Here is a 22,277-nt window from a genome sequence, read left to right as displayed (position 1 = left end):
AAGTATTTACGATCGGCCGACCACCCAAGCGGTGGTCGGCCGATCGTCATTCCGGACGAGTCCCCGGTGCCGGCCGACGAGCCCGGGCGGCGGCCGCGCGCCAAACGGCACTTCCCACCTAAACCGCTCTAAAAGACGGAGCGCCCTGGTTGCCCTTGCGGCTCATCGCGGCGCGGGCACTCCCAGCCACTCGTACCAGCCGCGGTGCAGAACCAGCCAGGCCAGCAGTCCGTAGCCCGCCTGGCCCGGGTGCCGGCCCCCGTCGGAGACGACGTCCGAGAGCCACTGGTCGTGGTTGCGCAGCGGCTCGAAGGTCTCCACGTACGGGATACCGCGGCGCTGGCAAACTTCGCCGACTGCCCGTGACAGTGCGGCCGTGCCATCGGGGTCAGCGGTCGGCAGTGGCGGCGGACCTACTACGAAGCACGCGCGGTGCTCGCTGGTGGCCGTGTCCAGTACGTTCGCGATGGCCAGGCGGGAGCGGGCGTGGGAGACGCCGGCCAGCACGTCTGCGACTCCCAGGCCGATAACTAGCCGGTTGACGCCGGAACTGGTGGTGCGGCGGGCCACCTCGCTCTGCCAGCGCTCTGCAAGCCGGGCAGTCGTCTCGCCCGGAACTGCCAGCGTGTTCCACATGATGCCGAGCTCGCGGGGGGTGCGTGCCATTACCCGGCCGGTCCATCCCAGGGCGCGGGCATCCCCGTAGCCGGAGACCAGTTCGTCGCCAATGAAGCACAGGCTCGTTTCGTCCATGGGCACCCGCTCAGCTCCTTCCCACACGGCAGTTGCACGCCGGTGAAGTCGTCCTCGGGCGCTTGGGTCCCGAGCAGGATCCATCCTGCCATTGCCGACGCCGACGGCCGCGCACCACCTACGCCGCGTCCAGGTGATACCGTGCCAGCACTATGCGACGACACGCTCGCCGGGCGCACGGGCGCCCCACCCGCTCCGGTGCCGAATCAGACCACCCTCACCCTGAGTCCACTCGTCTGTGTGCCGGGGGCCGGCCGTGAGGGAGTGGCTCATGATCGCCGTCGGCGTGCTGCTGACGGCCGGAACCGCCCTATTCGTCGCCGGGGAGTTCTCCCTGGTGGCCCTGGATCCCTCTACGGTGGAAACCCGCGCCGTCGCCGGCGACCGGGGCGCCACCAGGGTCCGCCGGGCCCTGAGCCGGCTGTCCACGCTGCTGTCCGGTGCGCAGGTCGGTATCACCCTGACCACGATCCTGCTGGGGTACACCATGCAGGCGGCGCTGGCGACGCTGCTGACGGGCCTGATGTCCACCTGGCTGGCGCAGTCCGTGGCTACAGGCGTAGCGGCGACTGCCGCCCTGGTCATCGTCAATGCCTTTTCCATGGTGGTGGGTGAGCTCATCCCCAAGAACGCCACCCTGTCAGACCCGATGGCCGCCGCGCGCGCCGTCACCCCCTTCCTGACGGCCTTCACCACGGCACTCAGGCCGGTCATCGCGGTTCTCAACGGCACCGCCAACCGGGTGCTGCACCGGATCGGGATCGAACCCGCCGAGGAGATCAGCGGCACGCGCTCAGCCTCCGAGCTGGCTGCACTGGTGCGGCACAGCGCCGCGGAGGGCGTCCTAGACGTCTCCACCGCCACGCTGCTGACGCGCTCCATTGGTGTGGGCGAGCTGACCGCAGTCGACGTCATGACCGACCGGGGCCGCCTGCGCGCCCTGGCCGAGAACGACACCGCCGCCGACGTCGTCGCCCTGGCGCGCACAACCGGCCATTCCCGCTTCCCCGTGATCGGTGATGACAGCGACGACGTGCTCGGCATCGTGCACCTGCGCCGCGCCATCGCCGTGCCCTACGGCAAGCGGGCGGAGGTGCCGGTGACGTCCTCGTCCCTGATGACCCCCGCCCCCCGGGTGCCGGAGACCATGCCACTGGCCTCGCTGCTGGTGGAGCTGCGTGACACGGGCAGCCAGATGGCGCTCGTGGTAGACGAGTACGGTGGCACCGCCGGCGTGGTCACGCTCGAGGACGCCGTGGAGGAGATAGTCGGTGACGTGGCCGATGAGCACGACCGGCGTCGCTCCGGCGCCCACGCCGATGCGTCGGGGGACTGGCGCGTGCCCGGGTGGCTGCGTCCGGACGAGCTGGCCGACCGTGCCGGCGTGCTGGTTCCCGACGACGGCCCCTACGAGACCCTGGCCGGGCTGGTCATGACCGAGCTCGGTCGTATCCCGGAGGTCGGCGACGCCGTGACCACGCCGCAGGCAGTGCTCACGGTGCAGGCCATGGAGGGGCGCCGCATCACCCGGTTGCGCGTGCATCCCCTGGCCACACCTGAAGGCGTCGGTATGGAGCAGGGTGAGGCGGACGCGACCGCCGGGGGAGCGGAGACGGGGAAATGAGTACCTCCCTCGCCCTGCTCCTGACGGTGGCGCTGCTGGCCGGAAACGCGTTTTTTGTGGCTGCGGAGTTCGCCGTCACCTCCTCGCGGCGAGCCCGGCTGGAACCGCTGGCACAGGCCGGGGACCGGCGCGCCGCCACCGCCTTGTGGGCGCTACAGCATGTTTCTCGCATGCTCGCGACCGCCCAGCTAGGAGTGACCGTCTGCTCCACCGGCCTGGGTGTGGTTGCCGAGCCGGCCATCGCCCACCTGCTGACCCCCCTGCTCACCCGGGTGGGCGTTGGCGCCGTCGGGGCGCATGCAATCGCCGTGGTGGCGGCCCTGGTGATTGTGGTTTACGCACACGTCGTCATCGGGGAGATGGTGCCCAAGAACCTTTCAATCTCCGCGCCCGAGACTGCCGCCCGGTGGATCGTGCCGACGCTGGTGCGCCTGTCGCGGGTGCTCGGTCCGGTGATCACCGGCCTGAACGGCTTCGCCAACGGGGTGCTGCACTTGTGCGGCATCGAAACCAGGGAGGAGGTCTCCGCGGCCTTCAATGCCGCTGAGGTTGCCTCCATTGTGGAGCGCTCCACCGCGGAAGGGGTCCTGGACGACGAAACCGGGCTGCTTTCCGGCGCCCTGGAGTTCTCGGAGGAAACCGCCGGCAGCGTGATGGTGCCGGTCGGCTCACTGGTTACCCTGCCCACAGGCTGCACGCCCAAGGACGTGGAGCACGCGGTGGCTGCTACGGGCTACTCCCGTTTCCCGGTGGTGAGACAGCCCCAGGTCACCGCTCCCGGCTCCCGGCCCGGCCAGGCGCCGACCGGCGCGCCCGCGCAAGGCCGAGACGCGGACAGGCCGGATGCGGGAATCCTCGGGTACCTGCACCTGAAGGACGTGCTGTACGCCGATGAGGCGGAACGGGCGCGGCCCGTGCCCCCGTGGCGGGTACGCGCGCTCGTGCCGGTTCATGCCGATGACGAGGTTGAGGACGTACTGGCCTCGATGCAACGCTCCGGCGCGCACCTGGGCCGCGTCCAGGACGAGTCCGGCACGACGCTGGGCGTGGTATTCCTGGAGGACATTCTCGAGGAGCTCGTCGGTGAGGTGCATGACTCCATGCAGCGGGAGGACCATCGCCGCCGTGACCTGGGGCAGGGATGATCCCGCAGGAGATGTGACCGTCGTCCTGGTAATGGCTGATCACGGCTGGTTAAAGTGCACTGGTCGGTCGCGACGGCGGCCGCGAGCACTACCTCTGGAGGCACTGCGTGGCCGAACAGCCCATGACGCGGCGGCAACGTCGTGACGCAGAACGCGCTGCGGAACGCGAGCGGGAGCCCGGCGCACAATCCGCTCCACCGGTGTCACCGGCTCCCGCGCCGCAGGAGTCCACCCCGGCTCCCGTCCAGGTCGATACCTACCGGAGCCCATCCGGCGTCGGCATGGGCGCGCGCCAACCCGGGGGCCGTCGGTACAGCTACGCGGGAACAGTGGGGCGGCTGGGCGTGCTGGCAGTCCTAGCCCTGGTGACCGTGGTGGCTCCTTTGACTCTGAGCCTGCCCACCGGTCCGCAGGCGGTCGCCGCCCTGGGTGCCAGCAGCACGAATCCGACCGGCGTGGGAACCACCGACCCCTCCTCCTCGATCGCGGCCGCAGTACTCGGTTCCGACGCCGATGTCGATACCGACTCCGAGCTGTCCAACGTGCCCGACGCCGCCACCCTGGCCCGGATCCGCGAGGCGTATGAGAATGCCTCCGCAACTTGCGCCGCACAGACCTCCGGCGCCTCCGGCGACACTGCGGCATTCAACTCCGCCCCGGAGCTGTTCTACCCCATGATCGAGGGCACCTACACGGTCTCGTCCCCGTACGGCTACCGGCTGCACCCGACCCTGGGATACATGAAGCTCCACGCGGGACAGGACTACGCCGCCTCCGCCGGCACTCCCATCTACGCGGTCGCCGCCGGCACAGTCGTGGAGGCCGGCATGTCAGGCAGTACCGGCACTGTCACTATCGAGCATGAGCTCGACGGCGAGACCTGGTACACCAGCTACCTGCACATGTATGAGGACGGCATCTACGTATCCAAGGGGGACCAGGTAGAGGCGGGCCAGCTGATCGCCGGCGTCGGCTCCACCGGCTACTCCACGGGCCCGCACCTGCACTTCGAGGTGCGTACGGCCAACAACACCGAGGACTCCTCGACCGTCGACCCAGAGGAGTGGCTGGCGGAGCACACCGCCGTCGAGCTGACCACGGACTGCGCCTGACCGCTTGCACCCACCGCCCTGCAGCCATCCGAACGAGCCGCACAGGAAGCCGATAATGTCACCCTCTTACCGTTGCGCCGTCGTCGCCCACCGGGGCGGTGGCGGGGAGGCTCCGGAGAACACCTGGAGCGCCGTAGAGCACGTGGCCGGGCTCGGCCTGACCTGGATGGAAACCGACCTGCGGGCCACCGCAGACGGCGTTGTCGTGCTCTCCCATGACGCCGACCTGGCGCGCACGACGGGGGACCCCCGACGCATCGCAGAGCTGACGTGGGACGAACTGGCACGAGTAGACGCCGGCGATGGGCGCGCCCCCGTGCGCCTGGACGAGGCACTGGCCGCCCACCCCGGCATCCGCTTCAACGTCGACTTGAAGGACTCCGGCGTCGTGCAGCCTGCACTCCAGGCGGTGCGCGAGGGCGACGCCCTGGAACGGGTGCGCTTCGCCTCCTTCTCCGCCCGTCGCCTGGCGGTGCTGCGCCGCCAAGAGCCGCGGGCAACTACCTCGCTGGGGGTGGGTGACGTGGCCGGGCTTATGCTGCTCAGCGAGGCGGCCGTGCCGGTGCCGCACACGCGCTGGGCCTGGACCAACGGGCGGGTCGACGCCGTCCAGGTGCCCCTCCGCTTCCACCGCGTGCCCGTGGTCACTCGCCGCTTCATCGCCCAGGCGCACACCGCCGGGCTGGAAGTGCACGTGTGGACCGTAGACGACCCAGAGCAGATGCGCTCGCTGGCCGCGCGCGGAGTCGACGCCATCATCACCGATCATCCCGCCCTCGCGCTGGAAGTACTCGGCTGACGCACGGCGCCCGGGCGCGCCGTCACCCCCGGTGGGTGCCGCATGATGCCAAGGCTGTGACACTGCGGTGGTTGGGGGCGAGAATCAGGGCATGACCGCGCCCAGCCCTCCGCCGCACGCCTCCACCCAGCACGTCGCCTCCACCCCGATCGCCGTCCCAGCCGGGCAGACCGGGCCCCGCGTGGATACCTCCGCGGGAGCGGTGCGCGGGGTATGGCGCAGCATCGTCTCCGCTCCCGACCGGATCGGCCCCGCCGCCCGGTACGAGCGCTCCGCAGCCTTCTACGGCATCCCGTACGCCGAGGCGCCGACGGGGGACCTGCGCTTCCTGGCGCCCGTGCGCCGCAAGCCCTGGAGCGGCGAGCGCGCCGCCGTCCTGCCCGCGGCCACGCCACAGCGCGGTTCGATCTTCGCCGACCCGGCCATCCCCGAGCCGAGCGTGCCCGGCGACGACTTCCTCACCCTCAACGTCTTCACCCCCGCGCCGGGGGACGAGGACGCAGGCCTGCCGGTGCTGGTGTGGATCCACGGCGGCGGCTGGACCTCCGGCTCCCACAACTCGCCCTGGTATGACGGCGCCGCCTTCAACCGCGACGGCGTGGTCACCGTGTCGGTCGCCTACCGGCTCGGTTTCGACGGGTACGGATACATCCCCGACTCCGACGCCCCCTACAACCGGGCGGTTCTGGACCAGGTCATGGCCCTGGAGTGGGTGCGCGACAACATCGCCCGCTTCGGTGGCGACCCCGCCAAGGTGACGATCGGCGGGCAGAGCGCCGGCGGCGGCAACAGCCTGGTGCTCCTGTCCGTGCCGCGCGCCCGGGGTCTGTTCCGCGGCGTGATCTCCGAGTCCGGCGCAGTCACGGACCTGCCGGCCGCACGCAACGCGGACAATGCCGCTCGCATGGCCGCGGCCCTCGGTGTGGAGTCGACGCTCGCGGGGTTCCGGTCCTGCAGCTATGACGATGTCTTCACCGCGCAGAACGCCCTGGACGCCGTCGAGGATCGCGCCGACGACGGCGGTGCCGCTGCAGCCGGACCGGACCCCGCCGGAGCGGTAGCCGGGGTGCTGGCGGGCATCGGCAAGCCCGATACGGGTATCCCATTCAGTCCGACCGTGGACGGTGAGATCATCAGTGCCCCGATCCGCCAGGCCCTGCGCCGGGGAGACGGGGCGCAGGTCCCGATCCTCGCCGGCTCGACCACGCACGACTTCGCCTTAGCCGGCATGGCATACGCCGAGGCGATGGCCGGGCGCAACCCGCGCGAGGTGCTGGTGGCCGGCGGCATGAGCGGGTCGATGGCCGACCGGTTGCTTGCGGCGCACCCCGAGCATGCCGACTCCCCGCACATGGTGATCGGCAACCTCATCTCGGACGCGACCTTCCACATCCCGCTCGCCGGGTGGTTCCTAACCCGCGCCGCGCACGCCGAGGCGGCGGGCACGAGTGCCACCGGCGCGGCCGGCCGGGCCGAGTCAGGTGCGGGCATCCTCGGCGGTGGGCCGGATACCGAGGAAGCCGCCGACAGCTACGCCTACGAGTTCAGCTACTGCGGTGGGAGTGCGGGACAGGCTACGCACTGCATGGAGATCCCCTTCGTCTTCGACTGCCTGGGCGAGCCCTACTGTGAGCACACGCTCGGAGCGTCGCCGCCGCAGGCGCTCGCGGACGCGATGCATTCGGCCTGGGTGAGTTTCATCGAGACCGGTGAGCCCGGCTGGGAGCCTTGGACGGGGCGAAGTATCGGCCGGCGCTTCGGTGACAACCGCTCCGGGGAGCTGACCGTGGCCGCGGACCGCGTCATCTTCGATACCGACCGAGACCTCGCCGCCGGCGCGCGCTGATCGCAGTGCAGTAGCGTGCGGGGAACGCCGAGGCCCGGCCCTGACGTACAACAACCCGACCTGTCTTGTGCCTATTTGGCTTGCCAGCGAGAAACGTCGCGGGCACAATAGAGGGGAGCCACCTGGTGGCATACGGATGGCTCCCCGACGCAGGCGGTTCAGTTGAGCCACCTGCCGAGGGCATCCACAAGGACACCAATGGCCCGGATCAGTTGAGCGAGTGATTCGAACAGTTCGCTCAGCTTCCGGGCCATTCCCTTGTCCTTGTGGACTTTGGCATGTCGGCCTTTCGGCTTGGACATGGCCCCCACCTCCCTCCTGGCTCCTACCTTCTCGGCCAAGGACATTGAGTGTTCCGAGAGGAGGTGCCGGAGAAGGCATGTTCAGCGTAACAGCGGCCACCAACGCGCGACGATGCCTTGAGCTGCCAAGGACTCAGAGGCATTCTGCTACAGCGTCCCTCAGGATCGACGAAGCCCCCGCCGACTCGGGATCGGGCGGGGGCTCGGGGCCGGTGCCCCGGACAGGATTCGAACCTGCGACCTTCTGCTCCGGAGGCAGACGCTCTATCCACTGAGCTACCGGGGCCCGAGGCGTGACTGTACCAGCGTTCGGGCGCTGGACGGAAACTGGCGTCCTGTGGTGTTCGCCGACGTGTACGCCCGGGTGTTCACCCGTTACCCGTAAGTGTGAGCACCACCAGCGCCAGATTGAGCACGATGATGAGCGTCGCCGCCGCGCGGGAGGTCCAGCGCAGTAGAGCGCCGTCGCGCCACCGTCCCATGACCTGCTCCGAGCCGGTGGCCTGCATCAGCGGCACGATCGCGAGCGGGATCCCAAAGGAAAGCACCACCTGGCTGAGCACGAGTGCCCAGGTGGGCTCGGCCCCTACGGCGATGATGATCAGCGCGGGCACAAGCGTGACCGCTCGGCGCGCCAAAAGCGGTACGCGGATATGCAGCAGGCCCGCCATGATCTCGCTGCCGGCATAGGCGCCCACCGACGTCGATGCCAGCCCGGACGCCAACAGTCCAATGGCGAACACGACGCCTACGGCCGGCCCCAGTGAGGCGGTGATGGCGGCGTGCGCCCCCTCGATCGTGTCGGTGCCGTCTGCGCCGGACAGGGCGGAGGCGGCCAGTAGCAGCAGGGCAATGTTGACGCCGCCGGCCAGCGCCAGCGCCCAGATCACGTCTACGCGCGTGGCGCGGATAAGCCGGCCGGTGCGCGTCTGCCCGGAGGAGGCGCCGTCGCCATGGGGGGTACCGCCGGAAGTGGCGGGTGCGCCGTCGTCTGGAATTGGGGTGGCGCCGTCGGCCTGGCGTTCGGCGTGCCCCTCACCGATCTCCTCGTGGTGGTCGCGCACCAGGGAGGAATGCAGGTAGATGGCGTGCGGCATGACGGTGGCGCCGAGCATGGAGGCGGCCACCAGCAGGCTGCCCGATCCCTGCAGGCGGGGGATGAGGCCGGCGAAGGTCTCGCCCCAGTCGGGTGGGGCGATGAGCAGCCCGCCCACGAAGCCGATCGTCACCACCACCAGGAGCGCCACCACGGCCCCCTCGAAGGTGCGTTGGCTGCGACGCTCCTGCAGGGCCAGCAGCAGCATGGAGACGGCGCCGATGATCACGCCGCCGGTCAGCAGCGGGATGTTGAACAGCAGGTGCAGGGCGACGGCGCCGCCGATCACCTCGGCCAGGTCAGTGGCGGCGGCGACCAGCTCCGCCTGTGCCCAGTAGGCCAGGCGCGGGCCACGGCCGAGCCGGTCCCCGAGCACCTGCGGCAGCGAGCGGCCGGTGACGATACCGAGCTTGGCGCTCTGGTACTGGATCAGCACAGCCATGGCGTTTGCCAGTACCAGCACCCACACCAGCGTGTAGCCGTAGCGGGCGCCGGCGGTGATGTTAGCCGCCACGTTGCCGGGGTCCACGTAGGCGACCGCGGCAACGAAGGCCGGGCCCAGCAGGGCCAGCAGCCGGTGCCGGGGCGGGCGCGACTTGGGTGCGTGCTTGCGCACGATGTCGTCGACGGCGTCGGGGGTGTTGCCGGGAACGGACACGGTCGACCTCCTCACATGGTTTCGGGTAGCCGAAACTCTACTACTTTGTGGGGGCGCTTGCGCCGGCAGGCGTGGTGAGGCGGTGTCGACTGGTGCCTGTGCGCAACTCGCGCCGGTCTCGGCGCTTCGAGTCGGATTGCTGGGGTGTCCACGTGGGTCGCCTCGGGGTGGCCGATAGGGCCTCTTGACATACGTGAATCTTCACGTATATTTGTACGGGAGATTCGACGTACATTGGAGGTCGTCATGGAACCGGTTCCTCTCGCCGTGGTGCCGCAGCCCGGAAATGCCCGAGATGCCGAGAAGTTCGTGGGGCGCGTTGCGGTCAGTGACCGCGCCCGCAAGCGGCTGTTGGCGGGGGTGAATCTCCTGCTCACGGACCCCAGGCGCTTGGGCAAGACCTACTGGCTGCACACATTCGTTGCCCGGGAGGCCGACTTCCGGCACTACTTCATCGACTACGAGGGCGTGGGGACTACGGATCGCTTCCTCGCGGTGACCGCAGAGGGGCTGCGTGGGAACCCGGAGCTGCCGGTGCGGGTTCGCGAGTTCCTCAAAACGGTGTTCGACCACGTGGATACTGTTGGTGTTCCCGGATTGACTCTCAAGACCTACCACCGCCAGACCCCGCCGCTGGACCTGCTCACCAAGATCCTTGCAGCGCTGGACCAAGGTGATGACTCAGCCATCCCGCTGATCCTCATGGATGAGGTGCCTATGGCGGTCGGCAATATTGTACGCAACGAAGGTACGCAGGCGGCTAAAGAGCTTTTGCAGACTCTGCGTCGGCTCAGGCAGAAGTACACCCGAGTGCGCTGGATCGTCACCGGCTCTATCGGCTTCCATCACGTGCTTGAACAAGCGGGGACTACCAGTGGCGATATTAACGACCTGGAGGCGCTGCACCTCGGGCCCATGCCCGATGCTGAGGCGCGCGAGCTAGCGCAAGCGCTTCTCCGTGGCATTGAGCAGATGCCTTCCGATCGTGTTGTCGCTGAGCTGGTAGAGGTGGCGGGCGGTGTCCCCTTCATAATGCACGCCGTTGCCCGCAGCCTTGATAGGGCTGGGGGAACGCTTGGGCCGCAGGAGGTCAGGGAGGCCTTCGAGGACATCATTGATGATCCGGACGACTTCCGGCATCTGAAACACTTCGAGGAGCGGGTGCGCGTGTACTACGGGCAGAACGCGCGGCTCGCCGCGCGAGTGCTCAGCGCTACGGCGACGGCCGCACCGCGGGCGTGGGTTCCACTGACTGAGGCCCTGGAAGACGATGCCTCGGAAGAGCTGGATGAGGTTGTCGGTCTGCTGTGCAGCGACCATTACCTTGAGCGTCGCGGCTCGCGTGTGCGCTGGCGTTATCCGGCATTCGCCTACATCTGGGCACGTAAGCACAATCTCCTGGAGCGTCCATGACCACGATCTCCCGATACACCCCCTCCACTATGCCCGGTGAGCAGCTCGAGCGCCTGTTCGTGGCGCGCGAGCGGATCCTGGCCCGCCTCGTGGAGCGCGTGGAGGCGCTGGGAACTACTCCGAGCCCGCATCACACCCTCCTGGTTGGGCCGCGGGGGGCTGGCAAGACGCACCTCATCGCCCTGGTTGCACATCGCGCCCGCCGCCTGACCGAGGGCGGCCAACGAATGCGCATAGCGTGGTTGCCCGAGGACCCATGGACGATCGCGTCCTACGGGAGACTACTGGCGGCCATCCTTGACGCGGCGGGTGAGGAGTCCGACTCGCATCTCAGCGAAGACCAGCTCGATGCGCAACTGCGCGCCTCACTGCGTACCAACGGCCCGGTACTGCTGCTCATGGAGAACGTGGACCAGGTTCTTAATGCGATTGGCGACCTGGGCCAGCAGCGCCTGCGGAATCTCTTCCAGACCGAATCCGGCATCCTCCTGATCGGTTCCACGACGACGCTGGACCGGACGCTCGCCGATGAGGCCTTCCCCTTCTTCGACTTCTTCGACACGATCCGCCTTGAGCCATTCTCTGCCCAGGAGGCCCAGGACATGCTGCGGGCTCTCGCCCACGAGGGCGGGGACAGCGCGCTGGAGGAGCGGCTGGAAGAGGCCGACGCCGTCGCGCGTATTCATACCATTTCGCATTTGGCGGGTGGTCAACCACGGTTGTGGGCACTGCTCGGCAGCGTGCTGACAGTGGATCAGGTGGATAACATCACCGACCTTCTGCTCACCCGCTTCGACGATCTCACTCCCTATTACCAGGAGCGGCTCGCACGGCTCTCGCCGCAGCAGCGGCTCGTCGTCGCCGAACTGGCGACGGCCGACAGGCCACTGCCGGTCAAGGCGATTGCCGAGCGAGTGGGTGCGGATCAGCGCAGCGTGGCCAAGTCGGTAAGTGATCTGGTGGATCAGGGCTGGCTCGCCGCGGTCTCAACCCCGTTCGCCCATATGCTCGACCGGCGCAGGACCTACTACGAGCTGGCCGAGCCGCTGGCTCGGCTCGCCTTCCAGATCAAGGAGTCCCGTGGTGAGCCGCTCAAGCTCATTATTGAGTTCCTGGTCAACTGGTTCGACGCCGAGGAGCTGCACGCATCGGGTAGGAACGAGTACGCCCGCGCCGCGCTGGAAATGATCGACCAGGATGAGACGCTCAGCCTTGTGCGCGGCCTGACGAGCCTTCCGGCTGTGCGCCGCCCTTCGCTCGCCCTTCTAGACCGGGTTGAGGATGCACTTGCTGCTCTCGCCGGCGGAGATGCCGAGCCGGTTATGAGCCTGCCAAGCACGCTGCGGCAGGCAATAGAACTGCGCTATGGAGAGGAAGACGGCATCACTGACATGCGACTGATGCTGCTTGAACGCGCGCTGACGGAAGTGGGGAATGTTCCGCAGGTGGAGTCGCAGACGGCATGGCTGGCTCGCGCCGAACGGCTCGACGCCGAGGCGCAGTCCTTGCAAAGTCGCCTCATGCATGTGCGTTGGCTGGCCGCCGGCTGGCGTCTGGATGAGGCTGCCGCGGCGCTCTCGACGATTCCGGAGGGGAATGAGCATGTCGATGGTCAGGAGGCGCTCGCTGACGCGTACCGGGCCTCAGGGCGGGCGATCGAAGCCGTCGCGTTGTACGAGCAGGTAGTTCAGGTCCGCCTGCAGCTGCTGGGACCGGACCACCCCGATACCCTGGCAAGCCGGAGCGAGCTCGCATACGTCTACCTGGCAACGGGACGTACTACAAAGGCCGTAGACCTGTATGAGCAAGTGCCTGAGGATTATCGGCGCGTCCTGGGACCTGATCACTCCCTCACCTTGACCAGTAGCAGCAACCTCGCTGCAGCCTACGAGTCGGCCGGTAGAGTCGCCGATGCCATCAAGCTGTATGAGCAGGTGCTTGAGGATCGCCTGCGCGTTCTTGGGTCTGACCACCCTGACACCCTGACCAGCCGGAGTAACCTAGCCTTCGCCTACAAGTCGGCGGGTCGGGTGGAGGAAGCCATTCGCCTGTACGAGGAGGTGCTTGAGGAATGCCTGCGCGTACTGGGCCCTGACCACCCCGACACTCTGATAAGTAGGAGCAACCTTGCCGTCGCCTACTGGACGGTGGGCAAGGTGAATGAGGCCATTGCCCTGTTCGAGTACGTACTAGAAGACAGCGTGCGTGTTGTTGGGCCGGGCCACCTTCAAACCCTGACGAGTCGTGGCAACCTTGCCTACGCATACCGGTCGGCGGGCCGACTGAGCGACTCCATCGACTTGTATGAGCGCGTGCTAAAGGACAGTCTACGAGTGTTGGGACCGGAGCACCCACAAACCCTGACTATCCGTGAAAATCTCACTGCGGCCTACCGGGAGGTGGGGCGCCCGGAGGAGGCCGAGAAGCTGCTGGAGCAGTGGCCCTCCGGGAGCTGACGCTCTGCCCTCCCGGGCGCCCGGCGGCATGACCGAGCCATATAGACCGGTCTGGGTGCGTTACTGGTGCCGGTTTCGGTGTGTTGGTGCGGTGCCGGTACGCTGGCGCGCGTGACCCCCGAAGAGCTCGCCGAAGCGATCCGCAACGTCCTCCTCGCCGCCGCCAGCGACGGCAGCCTCGCCCTGCCCGTGGAGGAGGTGCCGGTCCCCAAGGTCGAGCGCCCCCGCTCCCGCGAGCACGGCGACTGGGCCACCAACGTCGCCATGCAGCTGGCCAAGAAGGCCGGCACCAACCCGCGCGCCCTGGCCCAGTTGCTGGCCGAGCGCGTGGGTGCCCTGGACGGCGTCGCCTCCGCGGAGGTCGCCGGCCCCGGCTTCCTCAACATCCGCCTGGACGCCGCCAGTGCCGGCGAGCTCGCCCGCACCATTCTCAACGCCGGCACCGCCTACGGCACCAACGACTCCCTGGCGGGCCAGCACATCAACCTCGAGTACGTCTCCGCCAACCCGACCGGCCCGGTGCACCTGGGCGGGGCCCGGTGGGCCGCCGTCGGCGACTCCCTGGCCCGCATCATGGCCGCCTGCGGCGCCGAGGTCACCCGCGAGTACTACTTCAACGACCACGGCACCCAGATCGACCGCTTCGCCCGCTCCCTGCTCGCCGCCGCCCGCGGCCAGGAGACCCCCGAGGACGGCTACGGCGGCTCCTACATCGGCGAGATCGCCGCCCGGGTAACCGCGGATGAGACTGCCGCCGGCCGCCCCGACCCCGCCACCCTGCCCGACGCCGAGGCCACCGAGGCGTTCCGCGCCCGCGGAGTCGACCTCATGTTCGCCGCCGTCAAGGCCGAGCTGCACGCCTTCCGCACCGACTTCGACGTCTTCTTCCACGAGGACTCCCTGCACGCCTCCGGCGCCGTCGACCGCGCCATCGGCCGCCTGCGTGAGCGCGGCGTCATCTTCGAGGCCGATGGCGCCACCTGGCTGCGCACCACCGACTTCGGCGACGACAAGGACCGCGTCCTGATCAAGTCCGACGGCGACCCCGCATACTTCGCCGCCGACGTCGCCTACTACCTGGACAAGCGCGCCCGCGGCGCCGACTGCGCCATCTACCTGCTGGGCGCCGACCACCACGGCTACATCGGCCGCATGATGGCCATGTGCGCCGCCTACGGCGACGAGCCCGGCGTCAACATGCAGATCATCATCGGCCAGCTGGTCAACCTAGTGCGTGACGGGCAGCCGGTGCGCATGTCCAAGCGTGCCGGCACCGTGGTCACCCTGGAGGACCTGGTCGACGCCGTGGGCGTGGACGCCGCCCGCTACGCGCTCGCCCGCTCCTCCATGGACTCCATGATCGACATCGACCTGAACCTGCTGGCCTCCACCTCCAACGACAACCCCGTCTACTACGTCCAGTACGCCCACGCCCGCATCCGCTCGGTGGCCCGCAACGCCGTCGAGCGGGGCGTGACCCGCGAGGCCGGCTTCGACCCCGCCCAGCTGGACACCCCCCACGACGCCCAGCTGCTGGGCGTACTCGCCCAGTACCCGGCCATCGTCGCCCAGGCCGCCGCCCTGCGTGAGCAGCACCGCGTGGCCCGCTACCTGGAGACGCTCGCCGCCGCCTACCACACCTGGTACGGCGCCACCCGCGTCACCCCGCGCGGCGACGACCCGGTCGACGCCGGGCACGTCGCCCGCCTGTGGGTCAACGACGCCGTCGGCCAGGTCATCGCCAACGGGCTCGGCCTGCTGGGCGTGAGTGCTCCGGAGCGCATGTGATGAGCGCCGTACCCGCGGGCGAGGCCCCCCTCGGCGCCCTGGTCGCCCCCGAGCCCGAGGCGCGTCCGGACCTGTGGCCATGGTCTGCCCGGCGCGGCGCCGACGGCGCCCTTGAGATCGGCGGGCGCAGTGTGGGGGAGATCCTCGCCGACGCCCCCACTCCAGTGTTTGTCCTGGACGAGGCCGACCTGCGCGGCCGCGCCGCCACCTGGGCCGCCGCCATGGCCGAGGAGTTCTGGCCCGACTACGGCATGAACGGCGGCCAGGCCTACTACGCCGGCAAGGCCTTCCTCACCACCCGCGTGGCCCGCACGGTCCTGGCCGAGGGCATGGGCATCGACACCGCCTCCGCCGGGGAACTGGCCGTGGGCGTCGCCGCGCTGGCCGCCGTCGACGGCGAGGCCGCCACCGCCCACGCCACTCGGCTGGGCCTGCACGGCAACGGCAAGACCCGTGCCGAGATCCGCACCGCGCTCGCCCACCGGGTCGGCCACCTGGTCCTGGACTCGGTCGAGGAGATCGAGCTGGCGGCCGCCGCCGTGCGGGAGCTGCGCGAGTCCGGCCACTACGCCCCCGAGGAGACCGGCTCGGTCATGCTGCGCCTGACCACCGGCATCCACGCCGGCGGGCACGAGTACATCTCCACCGCCCATGAGGACCAGAAGTTCGGCATCTCCGTGGCCACCGGTGCTGCGCTCGAGGCCGCCCGCGCCGTCGTCGCCGCACCCGAGCTGGACCTGCACGGGCTGCACTCCCACATCGGCTCCCAGATCTTCGACCTGGCCGGCTTCCGTGAGGCCGTCGGCGTCGTGCTGCGCCTGCGCCACCAGATCGCCGAGGACACCGGCGTGCTGTGCGAGGAGGTGGACCTGGGCGGCGGCTACGGGATCGCCTACACCGGCGCCGACCCCGTCGCCCCGTCCCCGGCGGACATCGCCCGCGCCCTGGCCGAGGCGGTCCGCGCCCTGTGTGCCGAACTGGGCGACGCCGTCCCACATGTTTCCGTGGAACCGGGCCGCTCGATAGCCGGGCCGGCCATGGTCACCCTGTACACGGTGACCGGGCTCAAGCATGTGGAGCTGGGGGAGGGGACCGCCCGCCTGTACGTGAGCGTAGACGGCGGCATGAGCGACAACATCCGCCCTGCGTTGTACGACGCCGCCTACACGGCCCTGGTGGCCAACCGGCGCCCCGACCCGGGGGCTGGGCTGGTGCGGGCGCGCGTGGTCGGAAAGCACTGCGAGAGCGGCGACGTGGTGGTACGCGACGTGGACCTGCCCGCCGACCTTGCGGTCGGAGACGTGCTGGCGGTTCCGGCCACCGGCGCCTACGGGCGCTCCATGGCCAGCAACTACAACCTGTTCACCCGCCCCGGCGTCGCCTGGGTCGAGGCGGGTCGGCAGGGCTGGGTGCTGCGCCCGGAGACCATCGCCGACCTGCTCGCTCTGGAGGGGGACTAAGCGGACGGTCCTGCCGGGTCGAGTGCGCTCAGCCCCCGCGCGCGGGCGGCGGCCAGGCGCGCGTTATGGGTGAGGACCGTGACCGGGTCGCGCGGGTCATTCAGGATGAGGGCTGTGGCCAGGTGAATCGCATCCAGGGAGGCTAGGGATCGGACCGGTTCGCTCGTGCGTGGTCTCTCGGACGAGTCCTTCACGCAGCAGACGCTCGTAGGGAGTCTCCTCGGGATTGATCGGTACCAGGCGGGCGACTGGGCGCCCGCGGTCGGTGATGGTGACGGGATGCCCGGAGGAGACGACGTCGGCCACGATCCGCCCGGAGAGTCGTTAAGGGAAGACCCCTACTCCTTGGGGAGGAGGCGTAGGGGTCGTAATTCCACCCCGGGGACGTACTGCGTGAGTGAGATATTCCTTACGGTCGGGTTATGGACATGACGCGCTCTTCCCTGGAGACCCCGCCCCCGGCGTGGGGGCGCTATGACGAGCCTGTGGATCACCGCCGCGGCACCGTCGGGCGGGGAAGCGACGGCATGCTGGCGGTCTGGGCGCTGGCGACCTGCATACTGGTCGGCCTGCTGCTGGTGGTAGCCATCACCCCGTCCCTGTACACCGCCTCGGGGCTAGCGCTGAGCCTGTCGGCGCTGGCCGGCTGGAGTGCACTAAGTGCGAGGGTGGTGCGGGGCCTGCGCTGATATCTGCCCCGACCGATCTCGGCACGTAACGTCTACCGATCTCGGCGTGTGGAGGGAGAGGGAAGTGAGCGAGAGGAGGTGACGCCGTCGCTCACCAAGCCGGAGAGGCACCAAAGCCCTGGCGCCGCCTATGCTGTGCCGAGTCATGCTCGCCCGCCCCGGCGAGCCCGTACGCACTCGAGGTGGTTCCCGTGAAACAGCAGGCAGCCCAGGAAACGGCACAGTCGATCCCGCCGGCCGCGCCGCGGCCGCAGCGCCCCACGCTGCGCGTCGGCGTCCTCGGCTCCGGCACCGTCGGCACCCAGGTGATCCGCCTGCTGCTCGAACAGGCGGACGACTTCGCCGCCCGCTCCGGTGCCCGCCTGGAGATCACCGGCGTCGCCGTGCGCGACGTGGACGCCCCCCGAGACGAGGCCGTCCCGCGCGAGCTGCTCACCGACGACGCCCAATCCGTGGCCACCTCCAACGACATCGTCGTCGAACTCATCGGCGGCATCGAGCCGGCCCGCACCCTCATCCTTGCGGCCTTCGCCTCCGGCGCCAGCGTCATCACCGGCAACAAGGCCCTGATCGCCGCCCACGGCCCCGAGCTGTACGCGGCCGCCGCCGCGGCGAACACCGACTTCTACTACGAGGCCGCCGTCGCCGGCGCCATCCCCGTGGTCTACGCCCTGCGCGAGTCCATGGCAGGCGACCGCGTCACCAGCGTGCTCGGCATCGTCAACGGCACCACCAACTACATCCTGGACGAGATGAGCACTAAGGGCCTGTCCTTCGACGCTGCCCTCGCCGCCGCCCAGGAGCTCGGCTACGCCGAGGCCGACCCCACCGCCGACGTCGACGGGCTCGACGCCGCCGCCAAGGCCGCCATCATCGCCTCCCTCGCCTTCCATACGCGTGTCGGTCTCGACGACGTCGAGGTCGAGGGCATCCGCTCCATCACCGCCGACGACATCCGCGAGGCCCACGCCTCCGGCTGCGAGCTCAAGCTGCTGGCCATCGCCCAGCGCCGCGAGGACGAGCAGGCCAACGGCATCTCCGTGCGCGTGCACCCCGCCCTGGTGCCCGCCGACCACCCACTCGCCAGCGTCCACGGCGGCTTCAACGCCGTCCTGGTGGAGGCCGAGGCCGCCGGACGGCTCATGTTCTACGGCCAGGGCGCCGGCGGCACCCCCACCGCCTCCGCCGTGCTCTCCGACGTCGTCGCCGCCGCCGCCCACCGTGTCAACGGCGGACAGGCGCCCCGCGAGTCCAGCTACGCCGACCTGCCGATCCTGCCCCCCGAGCAGGCGCTCACCCGCTACCAGATCCAACTGCGGGTGGCCGACGCGCCCGGCTCGCTGGCCGCAGTCGCCCAGGTATTCGGCGACCACGACGTCTCCATCAACTCGGTGCGGCAGGCCAGCTACGTAGACGTCGGCGACGAACTGGCGTTGGTAACCATCGTCACCCACGCCGCCCCGGTGGGCAGGCTTGAGGCCGCCGTGGACGGGCTGCGCGCCCAGGACCGCGTCGCCGAGGTTGTCTCCACCCGCCGCGTAGAGGGGCTGTGAAACCACATGCGACTGGCCAACGAGTGTGCGGCGGTGCGCGTGCCCGCCACCACCGCGAATATGGGCCCCGGCTTCGACTCCTTCGGGATGGCCTTCACCTACTATGACGAAGTTGAGGTCCGCCCGATCGTGGGCGCCACCAGTGTCACGGTAAAGGGCGTGGGGGAGGGCACTGTCCCCACCGACGACTCCAACCTGGTGGTACGGGCCCTGCGCGCAGGCCTGGACGCCGCCGGCGCACCCCAGGCGGGCTTCGAGATGCACTGCCTCAACCGCATCCCCCACGGCGGCGGCATGGGCTCCTCTGCAAGCGCAGCCGTTGCCGGCCTGATGCTCGCCCGTGGCCTGCTGTCCGACCCCGAGGCGCTGCCCGACGAGGAGGTATTCCGGATCGCCACCGGTTTTGAAGGCCACCCCGATAACGTCGCCCCAGCGGTATTCGGCGGCGCCACCGTCGCCTGGATCGAGGCCGACGGCACACCCCGCTCCGCGCCCATGCCGGTGGACGCGACCCTGGCAGTGAGCCTGCTGGTCCCGCCGTCTACCACCAGACTGAGCACCGAGGAGGCCCGCAAGGTCCTGCCCGCCTCCGTGCCGCGCGCCGACGCCCTGTTCAACACCTCCCGCGCCGCCATCCTCATGCTCGCCCTCGCGGGGCGCCCGGACCTGCTCATGGCGGGAACCGAGGACCGACTTCACCAGGAGTACCGGCGCGGCGTGCTGCCCGCATCCATGGCGGTGATGGACTCCCTGCGCGAACAGGGCTACCCGGCGGTCATCTCCGGTGCTGGCCCCACCGTGCTCGTCCTGGCGGATCTGTCTCAGCAGACCCGCTTCACCCTGGAACGGCACGGGTGGACGGTGCTGCGCCCCGGCATCGATCTGACCGGCGCCCAGCTGGTGGAGCCGTCGGCGCGATAAGGGCAAAGGAGACTAAACGGGAGAGGGTTCACATGCATCGGTATACCGATGCATGTGCAATGCCATCGGGTGGTCTGCTACTGTTTCCCCGGCGGCGAGCCGAAACGAAGCGGCGCGCCGCATGCGCACCAGGCTGAGGCCGCAGGCCCTGCCACGGTTCCTCGTCGGTGCACGACTTCATCCCGTGACATTCCGGGACAGTCCCAGATACATCTGCCACTTCAGGCTGATGTCCACACCGTTAGGACACTCGTGACCGAGATCTCCAGCGCTCGCCCTTCGCTGTCCACCATGCGACTGGCTGAACTCCAGCAGCTCGCTTCATCCATGGGCCTAAAGGGCACCTCACGTATGCGGAAGAGCGAACTAATCGCCGCCATCCGCGAGAACCAGAAAGACGCACCCGCGGCCGCGTCGGCCCCGGCCGCGCAGGCTCCAGAGCAGGGGCCCGGGAAACAATCAGGACAGAGCGAGCCATCCGCACCGGCGCGCCGCCGCGGTCGGCCCGCGCCCGCCGCCGATGAGGCCGTCGAGTCCGAATCTGCGCAGGAGGAGACGGGCACTGCGGCAGCGTCGGCCGGCCTCTCCGCCCCGGCCCGCTCCCGGCGCCGCGCAGCTGCAGCGGCCGGTGCCCCCAAGGACGCCCCGGCGGCTGCGGAAGCGCCCCTGACCCTCGACCTGCCCCAGCACGCCACCTCGGCCCAGGACGGTGCCCAGGCGCCCGCGCACCCAGACCGGGCCGCAGCGCAGTCAGGGCCCGCAGGTGCCCGTGACGGATCCCGGCGTCCCCGGCGCCGAGCCCAGTCGTCCCCCGGCGCTCCTGAGCGCCGCCACGGCTTCGAGCTGCCTGGTGCGGACCACACTGACGCCAAGGCGGCACTCATGCGGGACCTGGCCGACGCCACCGGCACCCCCGCGGTAGAGCCGAGCGAGCGCCGTCGCCGCGGCGCCAGCGACTGGGACGAGCAGGTGGACGAGGACACCCGCGGCCCACGCCGTCGGCGCGGCCGCAAGCGCCGGGACCGGGACGGCCGAGGCGACTACGACGGCAACCAGGACCGGGGGCAGCAGGCCCGCGAGGAGGAGGTCCTGCTACCGGTCGCCGGTATCCTCGACATGGCTGACCACCAGCACGCCTACCTGCGCACCTCCGGCTACCTGCCCGGCCCCAAGGACGTGTACGTCAGCGGCCAGCAGATCAAGGAGAACGGTCTGCGCGCCGGCGACGCGATCACCGGGTGGGTACGCGAGAACGGCGACAACAACGCCGGCCCCGGCGGGGGCTCCGGCCGCGGCCGCCGCCAGAACCGCGCCAACCGCTTGAAGTACAAGCCGCTGGTCTCCGTGGAGACCGTCAATGGCATGGACCCCGAGCGGGCGGGGCGCCGTCCCGAGTTCACCAAGCTCACCCCCCTGTACCCCCAGGAACAGCTGCGCCTGGAGACCACCCCGAAGGCCCTGACCCCACGCGTAATCGACCTGGTCTCACCCATCGGCAAGGGCCAGCGCGGCCTGATCGTCTCCCCGCCCAAGGCCGGCAAGACGATCATCCTGCAGCAGATCGCCAACGCGATAGCCGTTAACAACCCCGAGGCACACCTGATGGTGGTGCTGGTCGATGAGCGCCCCGAGGAGGTCACCGACATGCAGCGCACGGTCAAGGGGGAGGTCATCGCCTCCACCTTCGACCGGCCCGCATCCGACCACACCACCGTCGCGGAGCTCGCCATCGAGCGCGCCAAGCGGCTGGTCGAGCTGGGACAGGACGTGGTGGTGCTGCTCGACTCCATCACCCGCCTGGGACGCGCCTACAACCTGGCCGCACCCGCCTCCGGGCGCATCCTGTCCGGTGGTGTGGACGCCAGTGCCCTGTACCCGCCCAAGCGCTTCTTCGGCGCCGCCCGCAACATCGAGAACGGCGGCAGCCTGACCATCCTAGCCACCGCCCTGGTGGAGACCGGCTCGAAGATGGATGAGGTCATCTTCGAGGAGTTCAAGGGCACCGGCAACATGGAGCTGCGACTGTCGCGGCAGCTGGCCGAGCGGCGCGTCTTCCCCGCTGTCGACGTCGCCGCATCCTCCACGCGCCGCGAGGAGCTGCTCATCGACCCGGCCCAGCTGAAGATCATGTGGCGGCTGCGGCGGCTGTTCTCCGGACTGGAGCAGCAGCAGGCCCTGGAGCTGGTGCTCGGCAAGCTCAAGGAGACCCAGTCCAACGCGGAATTCCTCATGGTCATCTCAAAGACCACGCCGCAGGGCACCTCCCTGGCGGACGCCGACGACGATTCCAAGCTGGCCTGACCCGCCACGTCCGCTCACCTCGCCCACCGCTACCGTGCTGCGTCTCACCCGGTGCGCGCGTTGTGGGGGCCGAGGTGGGCTGGCAGAATATCCGACCGGCCTCCGGTTCACCCGCGCATCCGTGTGGGACCCGGGACCCCTAGTCATAAGGAGTCACCTATGAAGCAGGGTATCCACCCCGAATACGTGCCCACCACGGTCACGTGCACCTGCGGCAACAGCTTCGAGACCCGTTCCACCGTCACCTCTGGTGAGATTCGTGTGGACGTGTGCTCTGCTTGCCACCCCTTCTACACCGGCAAGCAGAAGATCCTCGACACCGGTGGCCGCGTGGCCCGCTTCGAGGCCCGCTACGGCAAGC

18 protein-coding genes, 1 tRNA gene and 1 pseudogene are annotated in these 22,277 nt (G+C 69.5%); 14 read left to right on the top strand and 6 right to left on the bottom strand.

Annotated features, from left to right (window positions below):
• Positions 1–162 precede the first annotated feature (162 nt).
• Positions 163–753, bottom strand: coding sequence for a GDSL-type esterase/lipase family protein (locus tag GZ998_RS10265; RefSeq protein ID WP_161923826.1), 591 nt, complete (start codon positions 751–753; stop codon positions 163–165).
• 256 nt (positions 754–1,009) lie between these two features.
• Between GZ998_RS10265 and GZ998_RS10260 the strand changes: the two genes are divergently transcribed.
• From GZ998_RS10260 to GZ998_RS10240, 5 genes are all read left to right on the top strand, one after another.
• Entirely contained in the window at positions 1,010–2,377 is a 1,368-nt protein-coding gene (locus tag GZ998_RS10260) for a hemolysin family protein (protein WP_219109777.1), read from the top strand.
• A complete protein-coding gene (locus GZ998_RS10255) occupies positions 2,374–3,522 on the top strand; it encodes a hemolysin family protein (protein WP_161923828.1) in 1,149 nt (382 codons plus the stop codon). The genes GZ998_RS10260 and GZ998_RS10255 overlap by 4 nt, the downstream gene beginning before the upstream one ends.
• Before the next feature lie 200 nt (positions 3,523–3,722).
• A complete protein-coding gene (locus tag GZ998_RS13345; protein ID WP_308807215.1) occupies positions 3,723–4,634 on the top strand; it encodes a M23 family metallopeptidase in 912 nt (303 codons plus the stop codon).
• Positions 4,635–4,689: 55 nt separating this feature from the next.
• Positions 4,690–5,433, top strand: coding sequence for a glycerophosphodiester phosphodiesterase (locus GZ998_RS10245; protein WP_219109776.1), 744 nt, complete (start codon positions 4,690–4,692; stop codon positions 5,431–5,433).
• Between the two features lie 91 nt (positions 5,434–5,524).
• On the top strand, positions 5,525–7,279 hold the full coding sequence (locus tag GZ998_RS10240) for a carboxylesterase/lipase family protein (RefSeq protein ID WP_219109775.1): 1,755 nt from the start codon (positions 5,525–5,527) through the stop codon (positions 7,277–7,279).
• A gap of 158 nt (positions 7,280–7,437) precedes the next feature.
• Here GZ998_RS10240 and GZ998_RS10235 read toward each other — a convergent pair whose 3' ends face one another.
• From GZ998_RS10235 to GZ998_RS10225, 3 genes are all read right to left on the bottom strand, one after another.
• Complete coding sequence (locus GZ998_RS10235) at positions 7,438–7,581, bottom strand: hypothetical protein (protein WP_203234080.1); 144 nt, start codon at positions 7,579–7,581, stop codon at positions 7,438–7,440.
• A gap of 213 nt (positions 7,582–7,794) precedes the next feature.
• Positions 7,795–7,867 (bottom strand) — tRNA-Arg (locus tag GZ998_RS10230).
• An 82-nt stretch (positions 7,868–7,949) separates the two neighbouring features.
• Positions 7,950–9,293, bottom strand: coding sequence for an Nramp family divalent metal transporter (locus GZ998_RS10225; protein ID WP_308807224.1), 1,344 nt, complete (start codon positions 9,291–9,293; stop codon positions 7,950–7,952).
• A 288-nt stretch (positions 9,294–9,581) separates the two neighbouring features.
• Between GZ998_RS10225 and GZ998_RS10220 the strand changes: the two genes are divergently transcribed.
• The 4 genes from GZ998_RS10220 to lysA all read left to right on the top strand — a co-directional run bounded on the left by GZ998_RS10220 (position 9,582) and on the right by lysA (position 16,452).
• Positions 9,582–10,748, top strand: coding sequence for a hypothetical protein (locus tag GZ998_RS10220; protein ID WP_219109773.1), 1,167 nt, complete (start codon positions 9,582–9,584; stop codon positions 10,746–10,748).
• Positions 10,745–13,204: a tetratricopeptide repeat protein gene (locus GZ998_RS10215; protein WP_219109772.1), complete on the top strand. Its 2,460-nt coding sequence runs from the start codon at positions 10,745–10,747 to the stop codon at positions 13,202–13,204. Before GZ998_RS10220 ends, GZ998_RS10215 begins: the two co-directional genes overlap by 4 nt.
• Before the next feature lie 111 nt (positions 13,205–13,315).
• The gene (gene argS, locus GZ998_RS10210) at positions 13,316–14,992 is read left to right on the top strand and encodes an arginine--tRNA ligase (protein ID WP_219109771.1); all 1,677 of its coding nucleotides are present in this window, start codon (positions 13,316–13,318) and stop codon (positions 14,990–14,992) included.
• Positions 14,992–16,452 carry a diaminopimelate decarboxylase gene (gene lysA / locus GZ998_RS10205; RefSeq protein WP_257505835.1) on the top strand — a complete coding sequence of 487 codons (1,461 nt, stop codon included), beginning with the start codon at positions 14,992–14,994 and terminating at the stop codon, positions 16,450–16,452. The genes argS and lysA overlap by 1 nt, the downstream gene beginning before the upstream one ends.
• Here lysA and GZ998_RS13420 read toward each other — a convergent pair.
• Both GZ998_RS13420 and GZ998_RS13415 read right to left on the bottom strand, forming a co-directional pair.
• Complete coding sequence (locus GZ998_RS13420; RefSeq protein ID WP_308807227.1) at positions 16,449–16,646, bottom strand: hypothetical protein; 198 nt, start codon at positions 16,644–16,646, stop codon at positions 16,449–16,451. The genes lysA and GZ998_RS13420 overlap by 4 nt on opposite strands.
• A gap of 37 nt (positions 16,647–16,683) precedes the next feature.
• A pseudogene (locus tag GZ998_RS13415) lies at positions 16,684–16,758 on the bottom strand (type II toxin-antitoxin system Phd/YefM family antitoxin); the annotation flags it as partial.
• Positions 16,759–16,880: 122 nt separating this feature from the next.
• Between GZ998_RS13415 and GZ998_RS10190 the strand changes: the two are divergent.
• From GZ998_RS10190 to rpmE, 5 genes are all read left to right on the top strand, one after another.
• Positions 16,881–17,141 (top strand): hypothetical protein, encoded by a 261-nt coding sequence (locus GZ998_RS10190; protein WP_162679422.1) that lies wholly within the window; start codon positions 16,881–16,883, stop codon positions 17,139–17,141.
• A 227-nt stretch (positions 17,142–17,368) separates the two neighbouring features.
• Positions 17,369–18,694 (top strand): homoserine dehydrogenase, encoded by a 1,326-nt coding sequence (locus GZ998_RS10185; RefSeq protein ID WP_162679469.1) that lies wholly within the window; start codon positions 17,369–17,371, stop codon positions 18,692–18,694.
• Between the two features lie 6 nt (positions 18,695–18,700).
• Positions 18,701–19,615: a homoserine kinase gene (thrB, locus tag GZ998_RS10180; protein ID WP_161923836.1), complete on the top strand. Its 915-nt coding sequence runs from the start codon at positions 18,701–18,703 to the stop codon at positions 19,613–19,615.
• Positions 19,616–19,867: 252 nt separating this feature from the next.
• Positions 19,868–21,916: a transcription termination factor Rho gene (rho, locus tag GZ998_RS10175; protein WP_219109769.1), complete on the top strand. Its 2,049-nt coding sequence runs from the start codon at positions 19,868–19,870 to the stop codon at positions 21,914–21,916.
• A gap of 159 nt (positions 21,917–22,075) precedes the next feature.
• On the top strand, positions 22,076–22,277 hold a 202-nt coding region (gene rpmE / locus GZ998_RS10170), incomplete at its 3' end, for a 50S ribosomal protein L31 (protein ID WP_219109768.1).

Source organism: Actinomyces sp. 594 (assembly GCF_019325145.1).
In the GTDB taxonomy this organism is placed as follows: domain Bacteria; phylum Actinomycetota; class Actinomycetes; order Actinomycetales; family Actinomycetaceae; genus Actinomyces.
The sequence above is the reverse complement of the archived record's forward strand: the minus strand, read 5'-3'. Positions and strand labels throughout refer to the sequence as shown.

Excerpts from the sequence above, each read along its gene's own strand:
- GZ998_RS10220 (WP_219109773.1), top strand. The coding sequence starts at position 9,582 with ATGGAACCGGTTCCTCTCGCCGTGGTGCCGCAGCCCGGAAATGCCCGA.
- GZ998_RS10255 (WP_161923828.1), top strand. The coding sequence starts at position 2,374 with ATGAGTACCTCCCTCGCCCTGCTCCTGACGGTGGCGCTGCTGGCCGGA.
- GZ998_RS10190 (WP_162679422.1), top strand. The coding sequence starts at position 16,881 with ATGACGCGCTCTTCCCTGGAGACCCCGCCCCCGGCGTGGGGGCGCTAT.
- GZ998_RS10235 (WP_203234080.1), bottom strand. The coding sequence starts at position 7,581 with ATGTCCAAGCCGAAAGGCCGACATGCCAAAGTCCACAAGGACAAGGGA.
- thrB (WP_161923836.1), top strand. The coding sequence starts at position 18,701 with ATGCGACTGGCCAACGAGTGTGCGGCGGTGCGCGTGCCCGCCACCACC.
- GZ998_RS10240 (WP_219109775.1), top strand. The coding sequence starts at position 5,525 with ATGACCGCGCCCAGCCCTCCGCCGCACGCCTCCACCCAGCACGTCGCC.
- GZ998_RS10215 (WP_219109772.1), top strand. The coding sequence starts at position 10,745 with ATGACCACGATCTCCCGATACACCCCCTCCACTATGCCCGGTGAGCAG.
- GZ998_RS10245 (WP_219109776.1), top strand. The coding sequence starts at position 4,690 with ATGTCACCCTCTTACCGTTGCGCCGTCGTCGCCCACCGGGGCGGTGGC.
- GZ998_RS10265 (WP_161923826.1), bottom strand. The coding sequence starts at position 753 with ATGGACGAAACGAGCCTGTGCTTCATTGGCGACGAACTGGTCTCCGGC.
- lysA (WP_257505835.1), top strand. The coding sequence starts at position 14,992 with ATGAGCGCCGTACCCGCGGGCGAGGCCCCCCTCGGCGCCCTGGTCGCC.